Origin of the sequence: Paenibacillus helianthi (genome assembly GCF_001909055.1) — a bacterium.
Lineage (GTDB): Bacteria > Bacillota > Bacilli > Paenibacillales > Paenibacillaceae > Paenibacillus_AQ > Paenibacillus_AQ helianthi.
In genome coordinates this window covers 34,953-51,224 of sequence record NZ_LVWI01000001.1, presented here as the reverse complement: position 1 = coordinate 51,224, position 16,272 = coordinate 34,953, and the positions used below count along the sequence as shown (strand labels likewise).

At 47.9% G+C, this 16,272-nt stretch carries 13 protein-coding genes; 11 read left to right on the top strand and 2 right to left on the bottom strand.

Features of this window, described 5'->3' with window-relative positions; all coding sequences use genetic code 11:
- Positions 1 to 245: 245 nt before the first annotated feature.
- From A3844_RS00120 to A3844_RS00110, 3 genes are all read left to right on the top strand, one after another.
- Positions 246 to 1,628: a DHA2 family efflux MFS transporter permease subunit gene (locus tag A3844_RS00120; protein ID WP_074106226.1), complete on the top strand. Its 1,383-nt coding sequence runs from the start codon at positions 246 to 248 to the stop codon at positions 1,626 to 1,628.
- Positions 1,629 to 1,825: 197 nt separating this feature from the next.
- The gene (locus A3844_RS00115; protein ID WP_074102214.1) at positions 1,826 to 2,596 is read left to right on the top strand and encodes an NAD(P)H-dependent oxidoreductase; all 771 of its coding nucleotides are present in this window, start codon (positions 1,826 to 1,828) and stop codon (positions 2,594 to 2,596) included.
- Between the two features lie 23 nt (positions 2,597 to 2,619).
- Complete coding sequence (locus A3844_RS00110) at positions 2,620 to 3,033, top strand: FMN-binding protein (RefSeq protein ID WP_074106225.1); 414 nt, start codon at positions 2,620 to 2,622, stop codon at positions 3,031 to 3,033.
- Between the two features lie 191 nt (positions 3,034 to 3,224).
- Here the strand turns inward: A3844_RS00110 and A3844_RS00105 are convergent, their stop codons facing one another.
- Positions 3,225 to 4,868: a cellulase family glycosylhydrolase gene (locus tag A3844_RS00105; protein WP_074106224.1), complete on the bottom strand. Its 1,644-nt coding sequence runs from the start codon at positions 4,866 to 4,868 to the stop codon at positions 3,225 to 3,227.
- A gap of 199 nt (positions 4,869 to 5,067) precedes the next feature.
- Between A3844_RS00105 and A3844_RS00100 the strand changes: the two genes are divergently transcribed.
- Positions 5,068 to 5,889, top strand: a complete 822-nt coding sequence (locus tag A3844_RS00100) for a methyl-accepting chemotaxis protein (RefSeq protein ID WP_074083393.1) — start codon at positions 5,068 to 5,070, stop codon at positions 5,887 to 5,889.
- 70 nt (positions 5,890 to 5,959) lie between these two features.
- On the opposite strand, the gene A3844_RS00095 is transcribed toward A3844_RS00100, so the two are convergent.
- Positions 5,960 to 7,627 (bottom strand): ribonuclease J, encoded by a 1,668-nt coding sequence (locus tag A3844_RS00095; RefSeq protein WP_074083392.1) that lies wholly within the window; start codon positions 7,625 to 7,627, stop codon positions 5,960 to 5,962.
- Positions 7,628 to 7,842: 215 nt separating this feature from the next.
- On the opposite strand from A3844_RS00095, the gene A3844_RS00090 reads away from it, so the two are divergent.
- The 7 genes from A3844_RS00090 to kdpC all read left to right on the top strand — a co-directional run bounded on the left by A3844_RS00090 (position 7,843) and on the right by kdpC (position 16,239).
- Positions 7,843 to 10,479: a sensor histidine kinase gene (locus A3844_RS00090; RefSeq protein WP_074106223.1), complete on the top strand. Its 2,637-nt coding sequence runs from the start codon at positions 7,843 to 7,845 to the stop codon at positions 10,477 to 10,479.
- Positions 10,472 to 11,188, top strand: coding sequence for a response regulator (locus A3844_RS00085; RefSeq protein ID WP_074083390.1), 717 nt, complete (start codon positions 10,472 to 10,474; stop codon positions 11,186 to 11,188). The genes A3844_RS00090 and A3844_RS00085 overlap by 8 nt, the downstream gene beginning before the upstream one ends.
- Before the next feature lie 201 nt (positions 11,189 to 11,389).
- Positions 11,390 to 11,533 (top strand): hypothetical protein, encoded by a 144-nt coding sequence (locus A3844_RS32590; protein WP_167374605.1) that lies wholly within the window; start codon positions 11,390 to 11,392, stop codon positions 11,531 to 11,533.
- A 225-nt stretch (positions 11,534 to 11,758) separates the two neighbouring features.
- Positions 11,759 to 11,836, top strand: a complete 78-nt coding sequence (kdpF, locus tag A3844_RS33930) for a K(+)-transporting ATPase subunit F (protein WP_074083653.1) — start codon at positions 11,759 to 11,761, stop codon at positions 11,834 to 11,836.
- A gap of 53 nt (positions 11,837 to 11,889) precedes the next feature.
- A complete protein-coding gene (kdpA, locus tag A3844_RS00075) occupies positions 11,890 to 13,566 on the top strand; it encodes a potassium-transporting ATPase subunit KdpA (protein ID WP_074106222.1) in 1,677 nt (558 codons plus the stop codon).
- Between the two features lie 15 nt (positions 13,567 to 13,581).
- Positions 13,582 to 15,615 carry a potassium-transporting ATPase subunit KdpB gene (gene kdpB, locus A3844_RS00070; protein ID WP_074106221.1) on the top strand — a complete coding sequence of 678 codons (2,034 nt, stop codon included), beginning with the start codon at positions 13,582 to 13,584 and terminating at the stop codon, positions 15,613 to 15,615.
- A gap of 39 nt (positions 15,616 to 15,654) precedes the next feature.
- Complete coding sequence (gene kdpC, locus A3844_RS00065; protein WP_074106220.1) at positions 15,655 to 16,239, top strand: potassium-transporting ATPase subunit KdpC; 585 nt, start codon at positions 15,655 to 15,657, stop codon at positions 16,237 to 16,239.
- The last annotated feature ends 33 nt before the right edge of the window (positions 16,240 to 16,272 follow it).

The following is a 16,272-nucleotide window of genomic DNA, read 5'->3' as shown; positions in this document are numbered from 1 at the left end:
CCGCCCATAACCCCGGGCGGCGTTTTGCTCCATGTTTTATATTCTCCACGTTGAACTTCTGTTTGACAAAAGATCCATATAAATATATTCTGGATATATTAAGTCCGTGATTAAACTTGCATTTCGTTTACCCGGTAATCATGCCTGTGGTTTGCTGAACGAGTAGAAAATTTTTTTGGTACCATCAAGGAGTTAAAGAGTCTTTAATGTATTTCATTAGAAAAAGAGATAAGGCGGGGTAAGGAATGAGAAGTAAACCTGGGATTATGGTCTCCTCACTGGTGATCGCAAATTTTCTGGCACAGCTGATGCAGACGATGCTGAATACTGCACTGCCGCGTATCATGGTGGACCTGAGAATCAACGAGAACAAGGTGCAATGGCTGATTACAATTTATTATCTGGTTGCAGGTATTACTGTGCCTGTTGCCGGATTTTTGGTCGGAAGATTCACTACAAGAGCACTATTCTTTACTTCCGTAGGATTATTTGCCACAGGAACACTGCTGGCTGCAATCGCTCCAGAGTTTGGTTGGGTCCTGACAGGCCGTATCATTCAGGGGATAGGAGCAGGCCTGTTGATGCCGCTGTTTCAGACTACGATTCTAAGAGTTTTTCCAAAGGAAAAGATCGGTTCTGCGATGGGGCTGATCGGTCTGGTGATGGGACTCGCTCCGGCACTGGGCCCGACGTTGTTCGGTTTGGTCGTTCAGGAGCATTCCTGGAGAATTCTGTTCTACGCTGTGCTTCCCGTCGTGATTGCTAATTTGCTGCTGGCTACAGTTAGTCTGAAGAACGTAGGGGATACCCATCATGAGAAGCTGGATCTGAAATCCATCCTTTATTCAACCCTTGGATTTGCAGGATTACTGTATGGGGTAAATCGGGCGGGAGAACAGGGAGGTTCACGTTTGATCACGTGGGCAATCATTTTTGCGGGGATAATCATTATTGTTATGTTTATCCATCGTCAACTTAAGCTGGCCGTTCCGCTCTTGGATTTCAATATATTCCGCAACCGAAGATTTACCCAGTCCTCTATGATCGGAGTGCTGATGTTCATAGTCATGGTAGGGGTGGAACTGCTGATACCGCTATATGCCCAGAATGTCAGGGGATTGACTCCGAAAATGTCTGGTCTGTTGCTGTTGCCGGGGGCAATCCTCTTAGGTATAACCAGTATGGTCTCTGGCAGGCTCTATGACCGGTATGGTATACGGCTGATCATACGGGGAGGCTTTTCTATCATTGCCATCATCACGCTGCTTTTGACTCTTTTGTTGTCAACGCATACTTCAATGGTTCTTGTGGCCGCTATTTATGCGCTGCTTATGGTTGGCATCGGGTTCATTATGACACCGGTAACGGCCTATGCGATGGCAAGCGTTCCCGTCACCATGATTGCTCATGCTTCTCCTATGACAATTACCATACGCTCCTTAAGCAGTTCGATGGGTGGGGTAATGTTAATTTCCATAATGACTGCCTCGATGAGCCATGGTTCAATTCACTTCCCTGAGAGTATACTCCATGGGCTGCATGCCTCCTTCTGGACATTGACAGGGATCGCAGCAATTGGACTCTATATCTCCTTTTATCTGCGAGACCGTAAAGTGGGCCAAGTATAATAATCATAAGGTATGAAACAAATCTATTGTTAGAAAAGATCACCGCCCGCATCCAAATTTCAGGATGTTGGGCTATTTTCATGTAAAGACAGAATAACCAGACAGAAATATGGATCTGTGCTACAATATGAATGAATATTTTATTATTCATTCATTTAACTGGAAATAATAAGACACACTCTAAAAGGAGGACTTCGATGAAAAAAGTTACGGTATTTCTTGGCACTCCACGAAAGCAAGCAACGTATAAGGCGGTACTTGAATTTGAAAAGTATCTGACAAATGATGCAGAAATTGAATTTGAGTATGTGTTTTTAAAGAATTACCGGTTGGACTATTGTCTTGGCTGCAAGCTTTGTTTTAACAAAGGTGAGGAACATTGCCCTTTAAAAGATGATCGTGATTTGCTGTTGGAGAAGATGCAAGCGTCCGATGGCGTTATTTTTGCGACTCCGTTATATGCCTTTCAGGTATCGGCTCCTATGAAGAATTTGCTGGACCGGCTCGCGTTTGTATTCCATCGGCCGCAGTTTTTTGGCAAGACATTCACAGCAATCGTCTCACAAGGAATACTCGGAGGGGGAAAAATCGTGAAATACCTTGACGATATGGGAGGATACTACGGCTTTCAAGTCGCCAAGGGTTGTGTATTGAACGCATTAGAGCCAACCACAGCAGCCGTAGAGGCAAGAAACTCCCGCAAATTGAAGAACGCTGCAGCCAGGTTTCACAAGGAACTCATGCGTACTGCCATTCCTGTTCCTTCTTTGTTCCGTCTGCTGTTATTTCGAATGGCCCGAACAAGTATAAAAAGCATGCTGAATCCCCAGTACCGTGATTATCGGCACTACGAGGAGAAAGGCTGGTTTGAGTCTGGCTATTATTATCCTGTATCACTGGGGCCATACAAAAAATTATTAGGCCGCCTGTTTGATGTATTGGGGACACGTATGGTTAAACGCCCTTAACGGTTGAAGAAAGGAATATAACGATGAAGAAATTATGCCTGAAAATAGTAATGGGAATCTTCGTTCTGCTGATTATAGGCGGCGCTCTATTGTGGAACATGTTATCCAAAGAACATCGTGAAGCCAGGAGCCTGTCACTTGATTCGCATTATTTTAAACATCTCCAAGACGGCATTTATACGGGGAAATATGAAGGCGGGATGTACAAGTGGAGAGCCAACTCCGTTCAGATTACAATCTCCTCCGGAAAGGTTACAGCCATTGAACTGCTGCAGAACAAAGAGAATAAACCCCTTGAATTCACGAATACATTATACGGCAAGGTGATAGCTTCACAGTCTCTGCAGGTAGACACGTTGAGCGGTGCAACCCTCACTTCCAAGGCCTATCTCAAATCAGTGGAGAGTGCACTGTCCAAAGCACAAATTCCTGAATGAGCTGGCTAACGTTTTTCATTCACTGATAACCAGCTTGAAACGAACGAATGGCATGAAATTCGAGACTGTGATTCAGCGAAAAGAATAAACCTATACCCTAAAAATTATGCAAGGTGTCCGATCATTGAGGTATGCGGACACCTCGCCGCGTTTTCATCCAGGTATTATTTTACGATATAAATAATTGTACTTTAAGGCTCAATCCCATAGATCAGCTTCCCTTTATGATAGATTGTGATATGATTATTCGCTGCATAGCTGGTAATGGCCGGTTTGAAGGAATAATCATCCACTTGATTGTAATTCGTCCAATTGTTTTTATGAATGCGGAACTGAATGTCACCGGTTGTGCCGGATGCTGCAAGAGAGCCTGCGCTTGCTGTAAAACCGATCTCTGCATAGGTGTCGGCACCGCTCAATGGCTGCGCCATGGGAACAATTGATGCCAGCAGTTTTTCTTTTCCAATGGCAGCATAATCAAATTCCAAGGTCTGAGCGGTGTTTCCATCACTTGTGTACCAATAGCGGATCGTGAGTTCATTTAGAGGAATAGAGGTGCCTGACTCGTTCTTAAGCTGCAGGCTCGCCCCGATTGAGTTAACAGCAGTCCCCGTTTCACCCACCCGATAAAGAGATATGGCGTGCACGTCACCCGGGTTATCTCCCGGATCAGGAGGAAACGTAACCGGCTTCATGATAGGGTCAAGCATCGCTTGCTTAGGCTCATTCCACGAAACCCAGTCATCCAGTAATAGCCCCCCGGTATCTCCACTGTTAGGATTAAGACTCCAGTAGGTCCAGTAGAGATTATTCTGGCCAATGTAGCTTACAAGCGCATTTTGCCATTTCCCTTCTACGGTAAGGGTATCTACACTGCGGCCGCCGAATTCACCTGCAAGAACTGGAGCGATTTGTTCCTTGCTGATATAACCCCAGGTATCGTCCCACAACTTAGGCAGGTTGTTCGGAAAGTTGGCAGCACTGAACCAAGGCTGTGACGCTACACCGGGCCCGTAATCATGCGGAGAATAGACTACACGGTTCGGCTGGGTAAGCACAACCGGATGATTCCGCACACCAGTCAGGTTGCCGCCCCACCAATAGCTGGTGGAGTTTCCCTGCACGTTGGTTTCTACGCCTTCGACGATGATCAGCCAGTTCGGATTCGCGGCAAGAATCGCATTTCCCGCACGCTCACTGGCCAGCTGCCAGTCTGTGGCAAGATTCCCGGTGCCCCAGCTTGCCGTGCCGTGCGGCTCATTATGCAGATCTGCCCCAATGACCGTGGGGTTATTCGCGTAGCGTTCAGCCAGCATCACCCAATCACTGATCCAACGGGTTTCGGGATAGGACGTAGTGTACCAGAGTGTCGATTGCCCTCCCGAATCTGGACGATGACGGTCCAGAAAGATCCGAATACCACGTTTCCCGGCTTTTTCAACCAGTTTATCCATGATCTGAATCGGCTTTAGACCCACGAGGTCTGGATTTTTGGCATAATCGATACTGTTGGCGGCAGAACCTGCATCCAACATCTGGTTGCAGTAGGGCAGGCGGATCAAGTTATAGCCTTCTGCCTTAATTTGGTCGAGTACATCATCCATGGAACGTGACCATAAGCCGTGCGGAGAATAATTTGCGGTTTCGAAGCCAAACCAATTGAGTCCGTTGAATACTGCGGGGTTGCCTGATGAATCCACGATCCGGCTACCTGAAGTGTGATAATAGCCCTCTGCACCTTGAGCCTTTACCTTTTGGCCCGGAGACGCATAGGCACCTGCCAGCAATACCAATGCAACGAACAGTAAACCAAATTTCCTGAACCCAAACGTCATTCATTTTCCTCCTCTTTATCTTTTCAATGAGGTCAGACTGTATAGCATACGATAGAAATGTAAACGTATTCGTTAGAGCCAAGCTGCAAATATGTAGAAACAGCGACATCACTATAACTTTCATACAATTTCCCTCTTAATTTATGGCTGGAATGTGACGATAATAATGGAAAAATGCTTGAATTAGGAGAGAGACGTCATGGACAACTTAAATGCCTTAGTTTTAGCTGCACCATTCTTCAAACAGATTCATTCCCAGGATATTATGGTCGGGATCACCGACAAGGAAATATTCCATTATTATGCTCCCAGCAAGGTGCTGGATTTCGGTCTGACCAAAGGAAGCCCGATTCCTCCGGATGACCCTTCCCTCGGAAATGCGCTCGCAGGACGAGCCACAACCAACCGGCTGTCGCCCGAGCTGTATGGGGCTACCGTGATTTCTTCAGCTGTCCCGATTTATGATGCTGCAGGGGAGATCATTGGTGCTTTTGCGATCGCCTATACCTTGGAAAACGAGGATAAAATGGAGCAACTGACCGGCAGCATTAATCAAATCAGCGGTCAACTGGTTGATATGGTTCAAAATGTAGCTGCCCAGTCTGAAGAGTTATCGGCTACCACAGCACAGATTCTTGAGAATTCACGAAAGACGGTGGAAGAGTCTAATCAGGTCAGCAAGGTAGCGAGCTTTATCCGTGAAATTTCCGAACAGACCAATCTGCTGGGGTTGAATGCAGCCATCGAAGCCGCGCGTGTTGGACAGGAGGGGGCTGGCTTCGGTGTCGTCGCCACGGAAGTGCGTAAATTGTCCGTACATACGAGGGATGCGACCAAATCGATTGAGGATTCACTTCATACGGTTCAACGCTCAATCCGTCAAATGGAAACGGAAATCGAAGCCATAGCCGCTTCATCCTCTGAGCAGGCCGAAAGGGTCATCGAGTTCAGCGATGTTATTGAACGGCTGAACCAGACCAGCGTCGAGATGGCAAAATTCATTAACTCCATGATTCAGTAACGTCAAATCCCGTAAAAAAAATCCGCAGACAGGACTTCAAAGTCCATAATCTGCGGATTTTTACCCATTTCTAGACCTCAATGATAATGGGCAGAATCATAGGTCTGCGTTTTGTGCGTTCATACAGGAATTTACTTAATGTTCCTTTGATGGTTTCCTTGATGATATTCCATTGACCGAGATCTGCGGTGCTCATCTTCTGAAGAGTAGCTGTAATCAGCTGGTTGATCTCTTCCATCAGCGTATCCGAGTTGCGCACGTACACAAAACCTCTGGAGATCGTATCCGGCTCGTTCAGAATCCGCCCGTCACTTTGGCTTAATGTAATGACTGTAATCAGAATCCCATCCGCAGACAGCTGCCTGCGGTCGCGCAGTACAACACTGCCAATATCCCCGATTCCCAGTCCGTCCACGAAAATTTGTCCAGCTGTGATCCGTCCGGTTTGGCGGACATCTCCGCCATTTGACTCAACAATTTCCCCATTTTTCAAAATAAAGATATTCTCACTCTTCACCCCTACAGCTTCAGCCAGCAAACTGTGATGATGGAGCATCCGGTACTCCCCGTGAATCGGGATAAAATATTCGGGTTTCATCAAGGTCAGCATCAGCTTCAATTCCTCCTGGCTGCCATGCCCCGAGACATGAAGCTCACTCCGTGATCCGTAAATTACTCGTGCACCCAGCATATACAGATTATCAACGATTCTGGAAACGTTGCGTTCATTACCCGGAATCGGATTCGCCGCGAGAAGTACGGTATCTCCCCGGCTGATCTCAAGCTGCCTGTGACTGGAATTCGCGAGGCGGGATAGTGCTGCCATAGGCTCCCCCTGGCTTCCGGTACATAATATAGCGATCTTATCGCGTTCCACATTGCCCGCCTCAGCCGTCTCTACCAGCATGCCCTCGGGGATATGTAGATACCCCAGTTCTTGTGCTACTCCAACGACATTGACCATGCTTCTGCCCAGCAGGGCGATCTTGCGTCCTGTATGCTCTGCTGCGTCAACAATCTGCTGCAAACGGTGCACGTTCGAAGCAAAGGTAGAGATAAAGATTCGATTCTCCGCTTTTTGAAAGGCTTCCTCCAAATGAGCGCCTACCAGCCTTTCCGAAGGAGTAAAGCCAGGCCGTTCAGCATTTGTACTCTCCGATAAAAGAAATTTTACCCCCTTTTCTCCGATCGCCGCCATTTTATGTATATCTGGATACTGCTTGTTAACAGGAGTCATATCGAACTTGAAATCGCCGGTATGAACCACTGTTCCTTCGGGTGTATCGAAGACAATGCCAAGGCAATCCGGAATACTGTGGTTTGTCCGGAAAAAGGTAGTGGTGATGGAACCGAAATTCAGCGTGGACTCCGTATCAATGCAATGAAGCTCAGTCTGGCGCAGAAGTCCATGCTCCTTAAGTTTGATCTCAATTAAGCCGAGTGTCAGGCGGGAAGCATAGACCGGAATATTCAGTTGTTTGAGGAAATATGGGATTCCGCCAATATGATCTTCATGTCCGTGGGTAACCACCAAAGCCCTGACTTTATCTATATTACTAAGTAAATAGGAAATATCGGGAATAATTAGATCAATACCAAGAAGCGTCTCATCCGGGAATTTTGACCCGCAATCAATGACAATAATGTCTTCGGCGTATTGCAGAAGATACATGTTTTTGCCAATTTCATATACACCACCCAGAGCTGCAATCCACAGCCGGTCGCCCGTCATCTTCATGCTGATGCCTCCTTTATTTAGATAACGTATAGTATGAGTAATTCTTTGCAGGTTTATCCAGAGAGACTTGAATTCATATATTCTGCAGGAGAATCTTAATACAATCTTAATGCTTGATCCAAAACCGTAATGCTATGCTGATTTGCCTCATGCTATACTTACAGTAAAACGATTACAGCTGCATTAGCTGCGGATAGACAGAAAGAAGGCATGGAATGGCAGTACGGGGAAAGCTAAAAATATATTTCAGCTATGCGGCAGGAGCCGGCAAAACCTGTGCCATGCTGAGTGCTGCCCGGGAAGAGCAAAAAGACGGAATGGATGTTGTTGCCGGGATCATTGAGAACCGGGACAGGCCGGAAACGGAGGCACTGCTGGTTGGTATGGAACAGATTCCTCCTCAGGAAATATCCCGGGAAGGAACGGTCATGCATGAATTTGATTTGGACCGGGCGATCCGGAGACATCCCGAACTGATTCTGCTGGACGAGCTTGCACATACCAATCCTGCGGGAAGCCGGCACAAAAAAAGATATCAGGATATGGAGGAATTGCTTCGCGCTGGAATTAATGTCTATACTACCGTTAATGTCCAGCATATAGAAAGCCTGCAGGATCTGGTGGTATCCATCACTGGTCTTTCCGTACACGAACGCATTCCGGATCATGTATTAGACAGTGCTGATCAAGTGGAACTGATCGATATTGAACCTGATGATCTGATCGACCGTCTGAACAGAGGGAAAATCTATCATGAACAACCTCAAGGCCAAAATGCGAGCGGGTTTAGCCCGGAAAAGCTGATTGCGCTCCGCGAGATTGCCCTGCGCTACACGGCGAGCCAGCTGAACCGGATTGCGCTTCAAATTAGTAGCCAGGAAGCTAACCAAGAGCATTATTCCAATGAGCATATACTCGTTTGTCTGTCATCGGCAGCGTCTAATAAGAAGGTAATCCGTACTGCCGCGAGAATGGCTGAGGCGTTCCACGGGGATTTCACAGCGCTGTTCGTGGAAACACCGGAAACGAAGGGGCTCACCCAGAAGAATAAAACAGAGCTGAGAGCGAACCTGCGGCTTGCGGAACAGCTTGGTGCTCAGATTGCGACAACTTACGGGGAAGATATTTCAGGACAGATCGCAGAATATGCCAAAACAAGCCGGGTCTCCAAGATTATTTTGGGCCGCTCACACTCTAAAAAGAGCTGGTTCGGTAACACTAATATCATGGACAAACTGGCTGCGGCCTCCCCGAATATGGATATTTATATCATCCCGGATACCCAGCCTTCCCTTTACAACAGATTTCCGCAATATCGGATTTCGCCGCGGCTGTCACTGACCAGCACCTTCATAACTTTTGGAATACTCCTGGTCTGTACTCTCATCGGCTTGTGGTTTAGTGCACTGGGTTTCAGGGAAGCAAATATCATCACTGTATATATTCTGGGCGTTCTGCTAAGTGCGATGATTACCGAAGGAAGACTCTATAGTGCCGCAACCTCTATATTCAGTGTTCTGGTTTTCAATTATTTTTTTACCGCACCTTACTTTTCCCTGCGGGCATATGATTCGGGATATCCGGTCACCTTCCTGGTGATGCTGGCCGCTTCATTTATAACCAGTACGCTGACAATGCGGGTTAAAGAGCAGGCAAGACAATCTGCGAAAAAAGCCTTTCGTACCGAGGTGCTGCTGGAGACTAGCCGCAAGCTGCAGCAGGCCAAAGATCCGGCTGCCATCATCAATGAAACGGCGCAGCAAATGGTTAAGCTTTTGGACAGGACAGTGATTTTTTATTCTGTATTACCCGGTTCCTTGTCGGAACCGCTTATATTTCCCAAAGAAGATTCGGATGCCAATCTGCATATCTATACAAGCAGCAGTGAGCGTTCAGTAGCCGACTGGGTCTACAAAAACAATAAACGAGCCGGTGCCACCACGGATACTTTTTCTGCTGCCGGCTGTCTGTATCATGCGGTTCGTGGGGGAGACAGCGTTTTTGCCGTAGCCGCTATTGTGATGGAGAACGAAGACCCGCTGGAGGTTTTTGACAAGAGCCTGGTGATTGCTATGCTGGGAGAGTGTGCGCTTGCGCTGGAGAAAGAGCAATTGAATGAAAAACAAAAGGAAATCTCCATCCAGATTCAGCAGGAACAACTCCGGGCGAACCTGCTTCGGGCCATATCTCATGACTTACGCACACCGCTCACCAGCATTTCCGGAAATGCTGGCATTCTTATAGGGAATTCTGGCGTACTGAGCGAGGAACAGAAGACAGGACTGTATACAGATATTTATGACGATTCCATATGGCTGATCAATCTGGTAGAGAACCTGTTGTCGATTAGCCGGATCGAAAATGGAAGCTTAAATCTGAATGTTCAGGCAGAGCTTATCGAGGAAGTCATTGCTGAAGCGCTGCTGCACCTGAATCGAAAAAGCAATGAACATATCATTCGGACCGTGCTGAGTGATGAGCTGATCATGGCCAGAATGGATTCCAGATTGATTATCCAAGTGCTGATCAACCTGCTAGACAATGCGATAAAGTATACAGGAACCGGCTCTCATATCACTGTTTCGGCCAAAAGGGATAAACAAATGGTAGTGGTTGAGGTCGCTGATGACGGTCCTGGTATCTCTGATGAAGCCAAGACCAGGATATTCGATATGTTCTATACGGCGGATAATATCCGTGGGGATGGACGCCGGGGACTTGGTCTGGGCCTGTCTTTGTGCAAATCTATTATTAATGCCCATGGCGGCACATTTGCCGTGCATGACAACTTCCCGCAAGGGGCCCTATTCCGCTTCACCCTGCAAGCAGAGGAGGTAAATGTTCATGAATAAACCTTTGATTCTCGTTGTTGAAGACGACAAACCGATCCGTAAGCTGATAACCACCACACTAGAGACACAAGGGTACAAGTACCATACGGCTGAAACCGGGGAAGCTTCTATCCTTGAAGCAGTATCAGGGCAGCCCGATCTTATGATCCTGGATTTAGGTTTACCGGACATGGATGGTGTGGATATTATCCGAAAAGTACGTTCCTGGTCCAATCTTCCCATTATTGTGGTCAGTGCCCGCAGCGAGGACCGGGACAAGATAGATGCACTGGACGCAGGAGCAGATGATTATTTGACCAAACCATTCAGTGTGGAGGAACTGCTGGCCCGGCTCAGGGTGAGTCTGCGGCGCATCCGGTATGACAGCGAGAAGCTGTTGAAGGATGCCTCTGTTTTCACGAATGAGGGCCTCAAAATCGACTATGCGGCAGGCTGTGTATGGCTGGATGAAGAAGAAATTCATCTGACCCCTATAGAATACAAGCTGCTGGGCCTGCTCGCCAAAAATGTGGGTAAAGTGCTGACACATAATTACATTCTTCATGAAATCTGGGGCAGCCACACGTACGATATTCCCGCCCTGCGTGTTTTTATGGCCACCTTAAGGAAAAAGATCGAGAGAACTCCCTCGCAGCCCAAATTCATTCAAACGCATATCGGTGTCGGATACCGGATGCTGCAGGTTGGCGATGACAACAAAGCCATTTGAACGGGCATGTGTAAAAAGCGGAAGACCAAGGCTGTAAGTATAAGCCTTGGTCTTCCGCTTTTTTTGTCCGGAAAATGATCTTGATTCTCCTCTTTACCTTAACGTGATCTTTATCTGCTCCGGCAAATCCTAATCCTGAATAAATGGCTTCAGTGATACGCTGGAAGGGTAGTGAACAGCTGAAGAGAGAAGGAGTTATGTATGAATGAATTTTTTGAAAATGCAGGTCTTATCTCCATCATAACCGGAATTCTATTTGTTGTGAAAAAATTCTATGACCATTACTATTGGCAAAGCCTGCTTGATGAGGAGAATGAGGACGATAAAGAGACACGCCAATCTTAATGCAATCTTAATTCGCTGCCGGAATCTCTAATCCTTAACTAATGGCAGAAATGTTACGCTGAATTTAAGAAAAAGAGAAAGAGATCAAAAGATGATAGTGAGAGGAGTGGCAAAGAACATGATGGATGTGTATATGGTGGCAGCTCTGGCGGTGCTTTTCGTACTCCTTTACGCCTTTGCACAGTGGTGCGGACATATGACTGACGATACAGGGGGGACGGAACAATGACGGTGGTTATTGCTGCAACTTTACTTCTGTTTCTGTATTTGGTATATGCCTTGATTCATCCAGAGAAATTCTAAAGGTTCATTGAATGATGCGAAAAGAGAGAGTGTCAACTTAAGGAGGGGCCTTCGTGGGTATTGTGCAAATTGCCGCAGTCATTGTCATACTGCTGCTACTGGTTAAGCCAGTAGGAACTTATTTATATCATGTATTCTCAAATGAACCGAGCCGAACGGACCGCATATTTGGCGGCTTCGAACGTGGAATATTCAAACTGAGCGGACTAAAGAACCGTGAGGGAATGACTTGGAAGGGATATGCCATCAGCTTCCTGGGGACAAACATTGTACTGGTTGCTTTCAGTTACTTGTTCCTTCGTCTGCAAGGCGCACTTCCGATGAATCCCAATGGAACCGGGGGCATGGAACAGTCACTAACGTTCAATACAGTCATCAGTTTCATGACGAATACCAATCTGCAGCATTACAGCGGAGAAACGGGTCTATCCTATTTCTCGCAAATGGCTGTCATTACAATGATGATGTTTACTTCAGCGGCGAGCGGCTTCTCCGTGGCAGTCGCTTTTGTGAGAGGCATTACAGGAAGAGACACCGTGGGGAATTTCTTCGAAGATTTCGTGAAATCCATCACCCGCATCTTTCTCCCGCTTGCCCTGCTGGTGACATTGGTATTGGTGGCCCTGCAGGTTCCGCAGACACTACAGCCATCGCTACATGTAACAACGCTTGAGGGTGGTTCACAGCAGATCGCTATCGGTCCGGTTGCCTCACTTGAATCGATCAAGCACCTGGGTACGAACGGCGGCGGATTCTTTGGAGCCAACTCGGCCCATCCGTTTGAGAACCCTTCACCTTTGACGAATGTCATTGAAATCCTCTCGATGTGGACGCTGCCCGCATCCCTGCCTTATATGTACGGATTATTTGCCAAAAACAAACGTCAGGGCTGGATGATCTTCAGCGCGATGATGACCTTGTTCGTATTGCTGCTGGGCCTCAACTATTACGCGGAAACGGCAGGGAATCCGGCAATCAATGCCATGGGTATCGACGCCTCCCAGGGCAGTATGGAGGGGAAGGAAGTCCGATTTGGTATCGCGCAGTCTTCTTTGTTCACTGCTGTAACAACGGCGGCAACTACCGGTAGCGTTAATAATATGCATGACACCCTCACCCCGCTTGGCAGCATAACTCCGCTGTCCCTGATGATGCTGAATAATGTGTTCGGGGGCAAAGGTGTAGGTCTAGTCAACATGCTGATGTATGCGATCCTGGGAGTGTTCCTCTGCGGTCTGATGGTAGGGCGGACGCCGGAGTTCCTTGGACGGAAAATAGAAGCGAGGGAAATGAAGCTGATCGCCATCGCAATACTCATTCATCCGCTGATTATTCTGGCACCTACCGCTGCCGCCTTCTTGACCGAGCTGGGTAAGGGGAGCATCTCAAATCCGGGCTTCCATGGAATGACGCAGGTGCTCTACGAGTTCACCTCTTCTGCGGCCAACAACGGTTCGGGTTTCGAAGGGCTGGCCGATAACACCACCTTCTGGAATGTACTTACAGGGATTGTCATGCTGCTCGGAAGATATGTATCCATTATCGCCATGCTGGCGGTGGCCGGCTCCATGATCCGTAAGAAGCCCGTTCCGGAGACGATCGGCACGTTCCGCACCGACAATGGCCTATTTACAGGAATTCTGATCGGTACGGTGCTGATTATCGGTGCACTGACCTTTCTGCCGGTTGTGGTTCTCGGTCCGGTTGCAGAATATTTGACCTTACGTTAAGAGAGGGAGAACAAGATGAGTACCATACCTAAAAAGAAACTGCTAACCGGCCCTATTCTGCAAAGTGCGGTCAAGGACAGCTTCATGAAGCTGAATCCGGTGACCTTGATGAAGAATCCGGTGATGTTCGTTGTAGAAATCGGCACTATTGTCGTACTAATGATGGTGTTGGCCCCCGGCTATTTCCATACCGAAGACTCCATAGGCTTCAATATTACAGTGTTTTTGATTTTGCTGGTTACAGTATTGTTCGCTAATTTTGCAGAAGCACTGGCTGAAGGCCGAGGCAAGGCACAGGCGGATACCTTGAAGAAAACGAAACAGGATATTTCCGCAAACAAGCTGGTGGGCGGAGCTGTTAAGATCGTTTCTTCTTCTGATCTGCGCAAAGGAGATATTGTGGTCATCAGCCAAGGAGAACTCATTCCCGGTGACGGCGAAGTCATTGAAGGCCTTGCTTCCGTGGACGAATCTGCGATTACCGGAGAATCCGCGCCAGTCATCAAGGAGGCTGGAGGAGACTTCAACTCTGTCACAGGCGGCACAAGAGTAGTAAGTGATCAGATCAAGGTTCGGATCACCAGTGATCCCGGTGAATCGTTTCTGGACCGTATGATCTCGCTTGTCGAAGGGGCCAAACGCCAGAAAACACCTAATGAAATTGCACTCAATACCCTTTTAATAAGCTTAACCATTATCTTTCTGATTGTCGTAGTCACATTGCGTCCGATTGCCGCTTATCTGAATGTCGATTTGGAGATCCCCGTTCTGATCGCGCTGCTGGTCTGTCTGATCCCTACTACCATCGGCGGTCTACTGTCTGCAATCGGAATCGCAGGCATGGACCGGGTTACCCAGTTCAACGTGCTGGCGATGTCAGGTAAAGCGGTTGAAGCCGCCGGAGACATCAATACGATGATTCTCGATAAAACAGGCACCATCACCTTCGGGAACCGTATGGCCAGCGAATTTGTCCCCGTAGGGAATGAGAATGAAGCCGAACTGGCAGGGTGGGCAGCAGTCAGTTCACTGAAGGACGAGACGCCGGAAGGCCGATCCGTGATCGAACTGATCAAAAAACAGGGTCATCCTTATCAGGCCGTTCTGGCAGAAGAGGCAGAAATCATTGAGTTCCGTGCCGAAACACGAATGAGCGGACTGGATCTGAAGGATGGACGCAAGGTCCGTAAAGGGGCTGTTGATTCCATGAAGCGCTGGGTCTCATCCCAAGGCGGGCAGATTCCCGATAATCTGGACAAAAGGTCGAATGAAATAGCCGGTAAAGGCGGAACTCCGCTTGCGGTAGCCGTTGACGACCGGATATTCGGACTTATTTATCTGAAAGACACCGTGAAGCCCGGAATGAAGGAACGATTTGACGAGCTGCGCAAAATGGGCATCAAAACGATTATGTGTACCGGTGACAATCCGCTAACCGCTGCAACGATTGCTGCTGAAGCCGGAGTAGACGGTTTTATCGCCGAAAGCACGCCGGAGAATAAGATTGAAGTCATTCGCCGAGAACAGCAGGAAGGCAAGCTGGTCGCCATGACGGGTGACGGAACGAACGATGCTCCTGCTCTGGCCCAGGCGGATGTGGGGCTTGCCATGAATAGCGGAACCTCTGCCGCCAAGGAAGCGGCGAATATGGTCGATTTGGACTCAGACCCGTCCAAGATTATAGAGGTCGTTGCCATCGGCAAGCAGCTGCTGATGACCCGTGGTGCCCTGACTACCTTCAGTATTGCGAATGACATCGCCAAATATTTTGCAATTATTCCTGCTATGTTCACGCTCGCGATTCCGGAAATGGAGGTGCTGAACGTAATGGGGCTGGGATCGCCAAGCTCCGCTATTATCTCGGCACTGATCTTTAATGCGATTATTATTCCGCTCCTGATCCCCCTTGCCATGAGAGGGGTATCCTATAAGCCAATGAGCTCTGTCAAGCTGCTGCGCCGGAATATCTTCATCTATGGATTTGGAGGCGTACTGGTTCCTTTTCTGGGCATTAAGCTCATTGATATGCTCGTTAGTATTTGGATATAAGCTTAATAGGATTGTTAAGATAGAGAGGATGGGTCACGAATGAAGAACACTAGTTCTTATATACTCAGCATAGTAAGACTTAGCGCCATATTTATTATTCTTTGCGGAGTTGTGTATCCGCTGGCTTCCACTGCTATTGCCCAGGTGCTAATGCCTTCACAGGCGAACGGCAGCCTGCTGAAGAACAGTGCGGGCCAGGTTATCGGCTCCGAGCTGATTGGTCAGAACTTCACCAATCCGGCGCTGTTCCACGGGCGTGTGTCCAGCATTGATTACAAAGCGGAGGCTTCGGGCTCGAACAATTATGGCCCATCCAATACGGATATGCTGAAGCGTACCAGCGACTTTATCGCCCAGTGGAAGCTGGACAATCCGCAGGTTCCTGTGAATCAACTGCCTATCGATCTGGTTACGAACTCTGGCTCGGGCCTGGACCCGGATATTTCCCCCGCCTCGGCTATCGTGCAGGTTCCCAGAATCAGCAGTCTGACCGGTCTTTCTTCGGATAAGCTTGAACAATTAATTCAATCACATACAGAGGGCCGCGAACTTGGATTGTTCGGCGAAGAACGTGTGAATGTGCTGAAGCTGAATAAGGCTTTATTTGAATTGTCTGCTAAGTAATCAGGCGGTTACCCTGTTCGGTTCCACACGGAC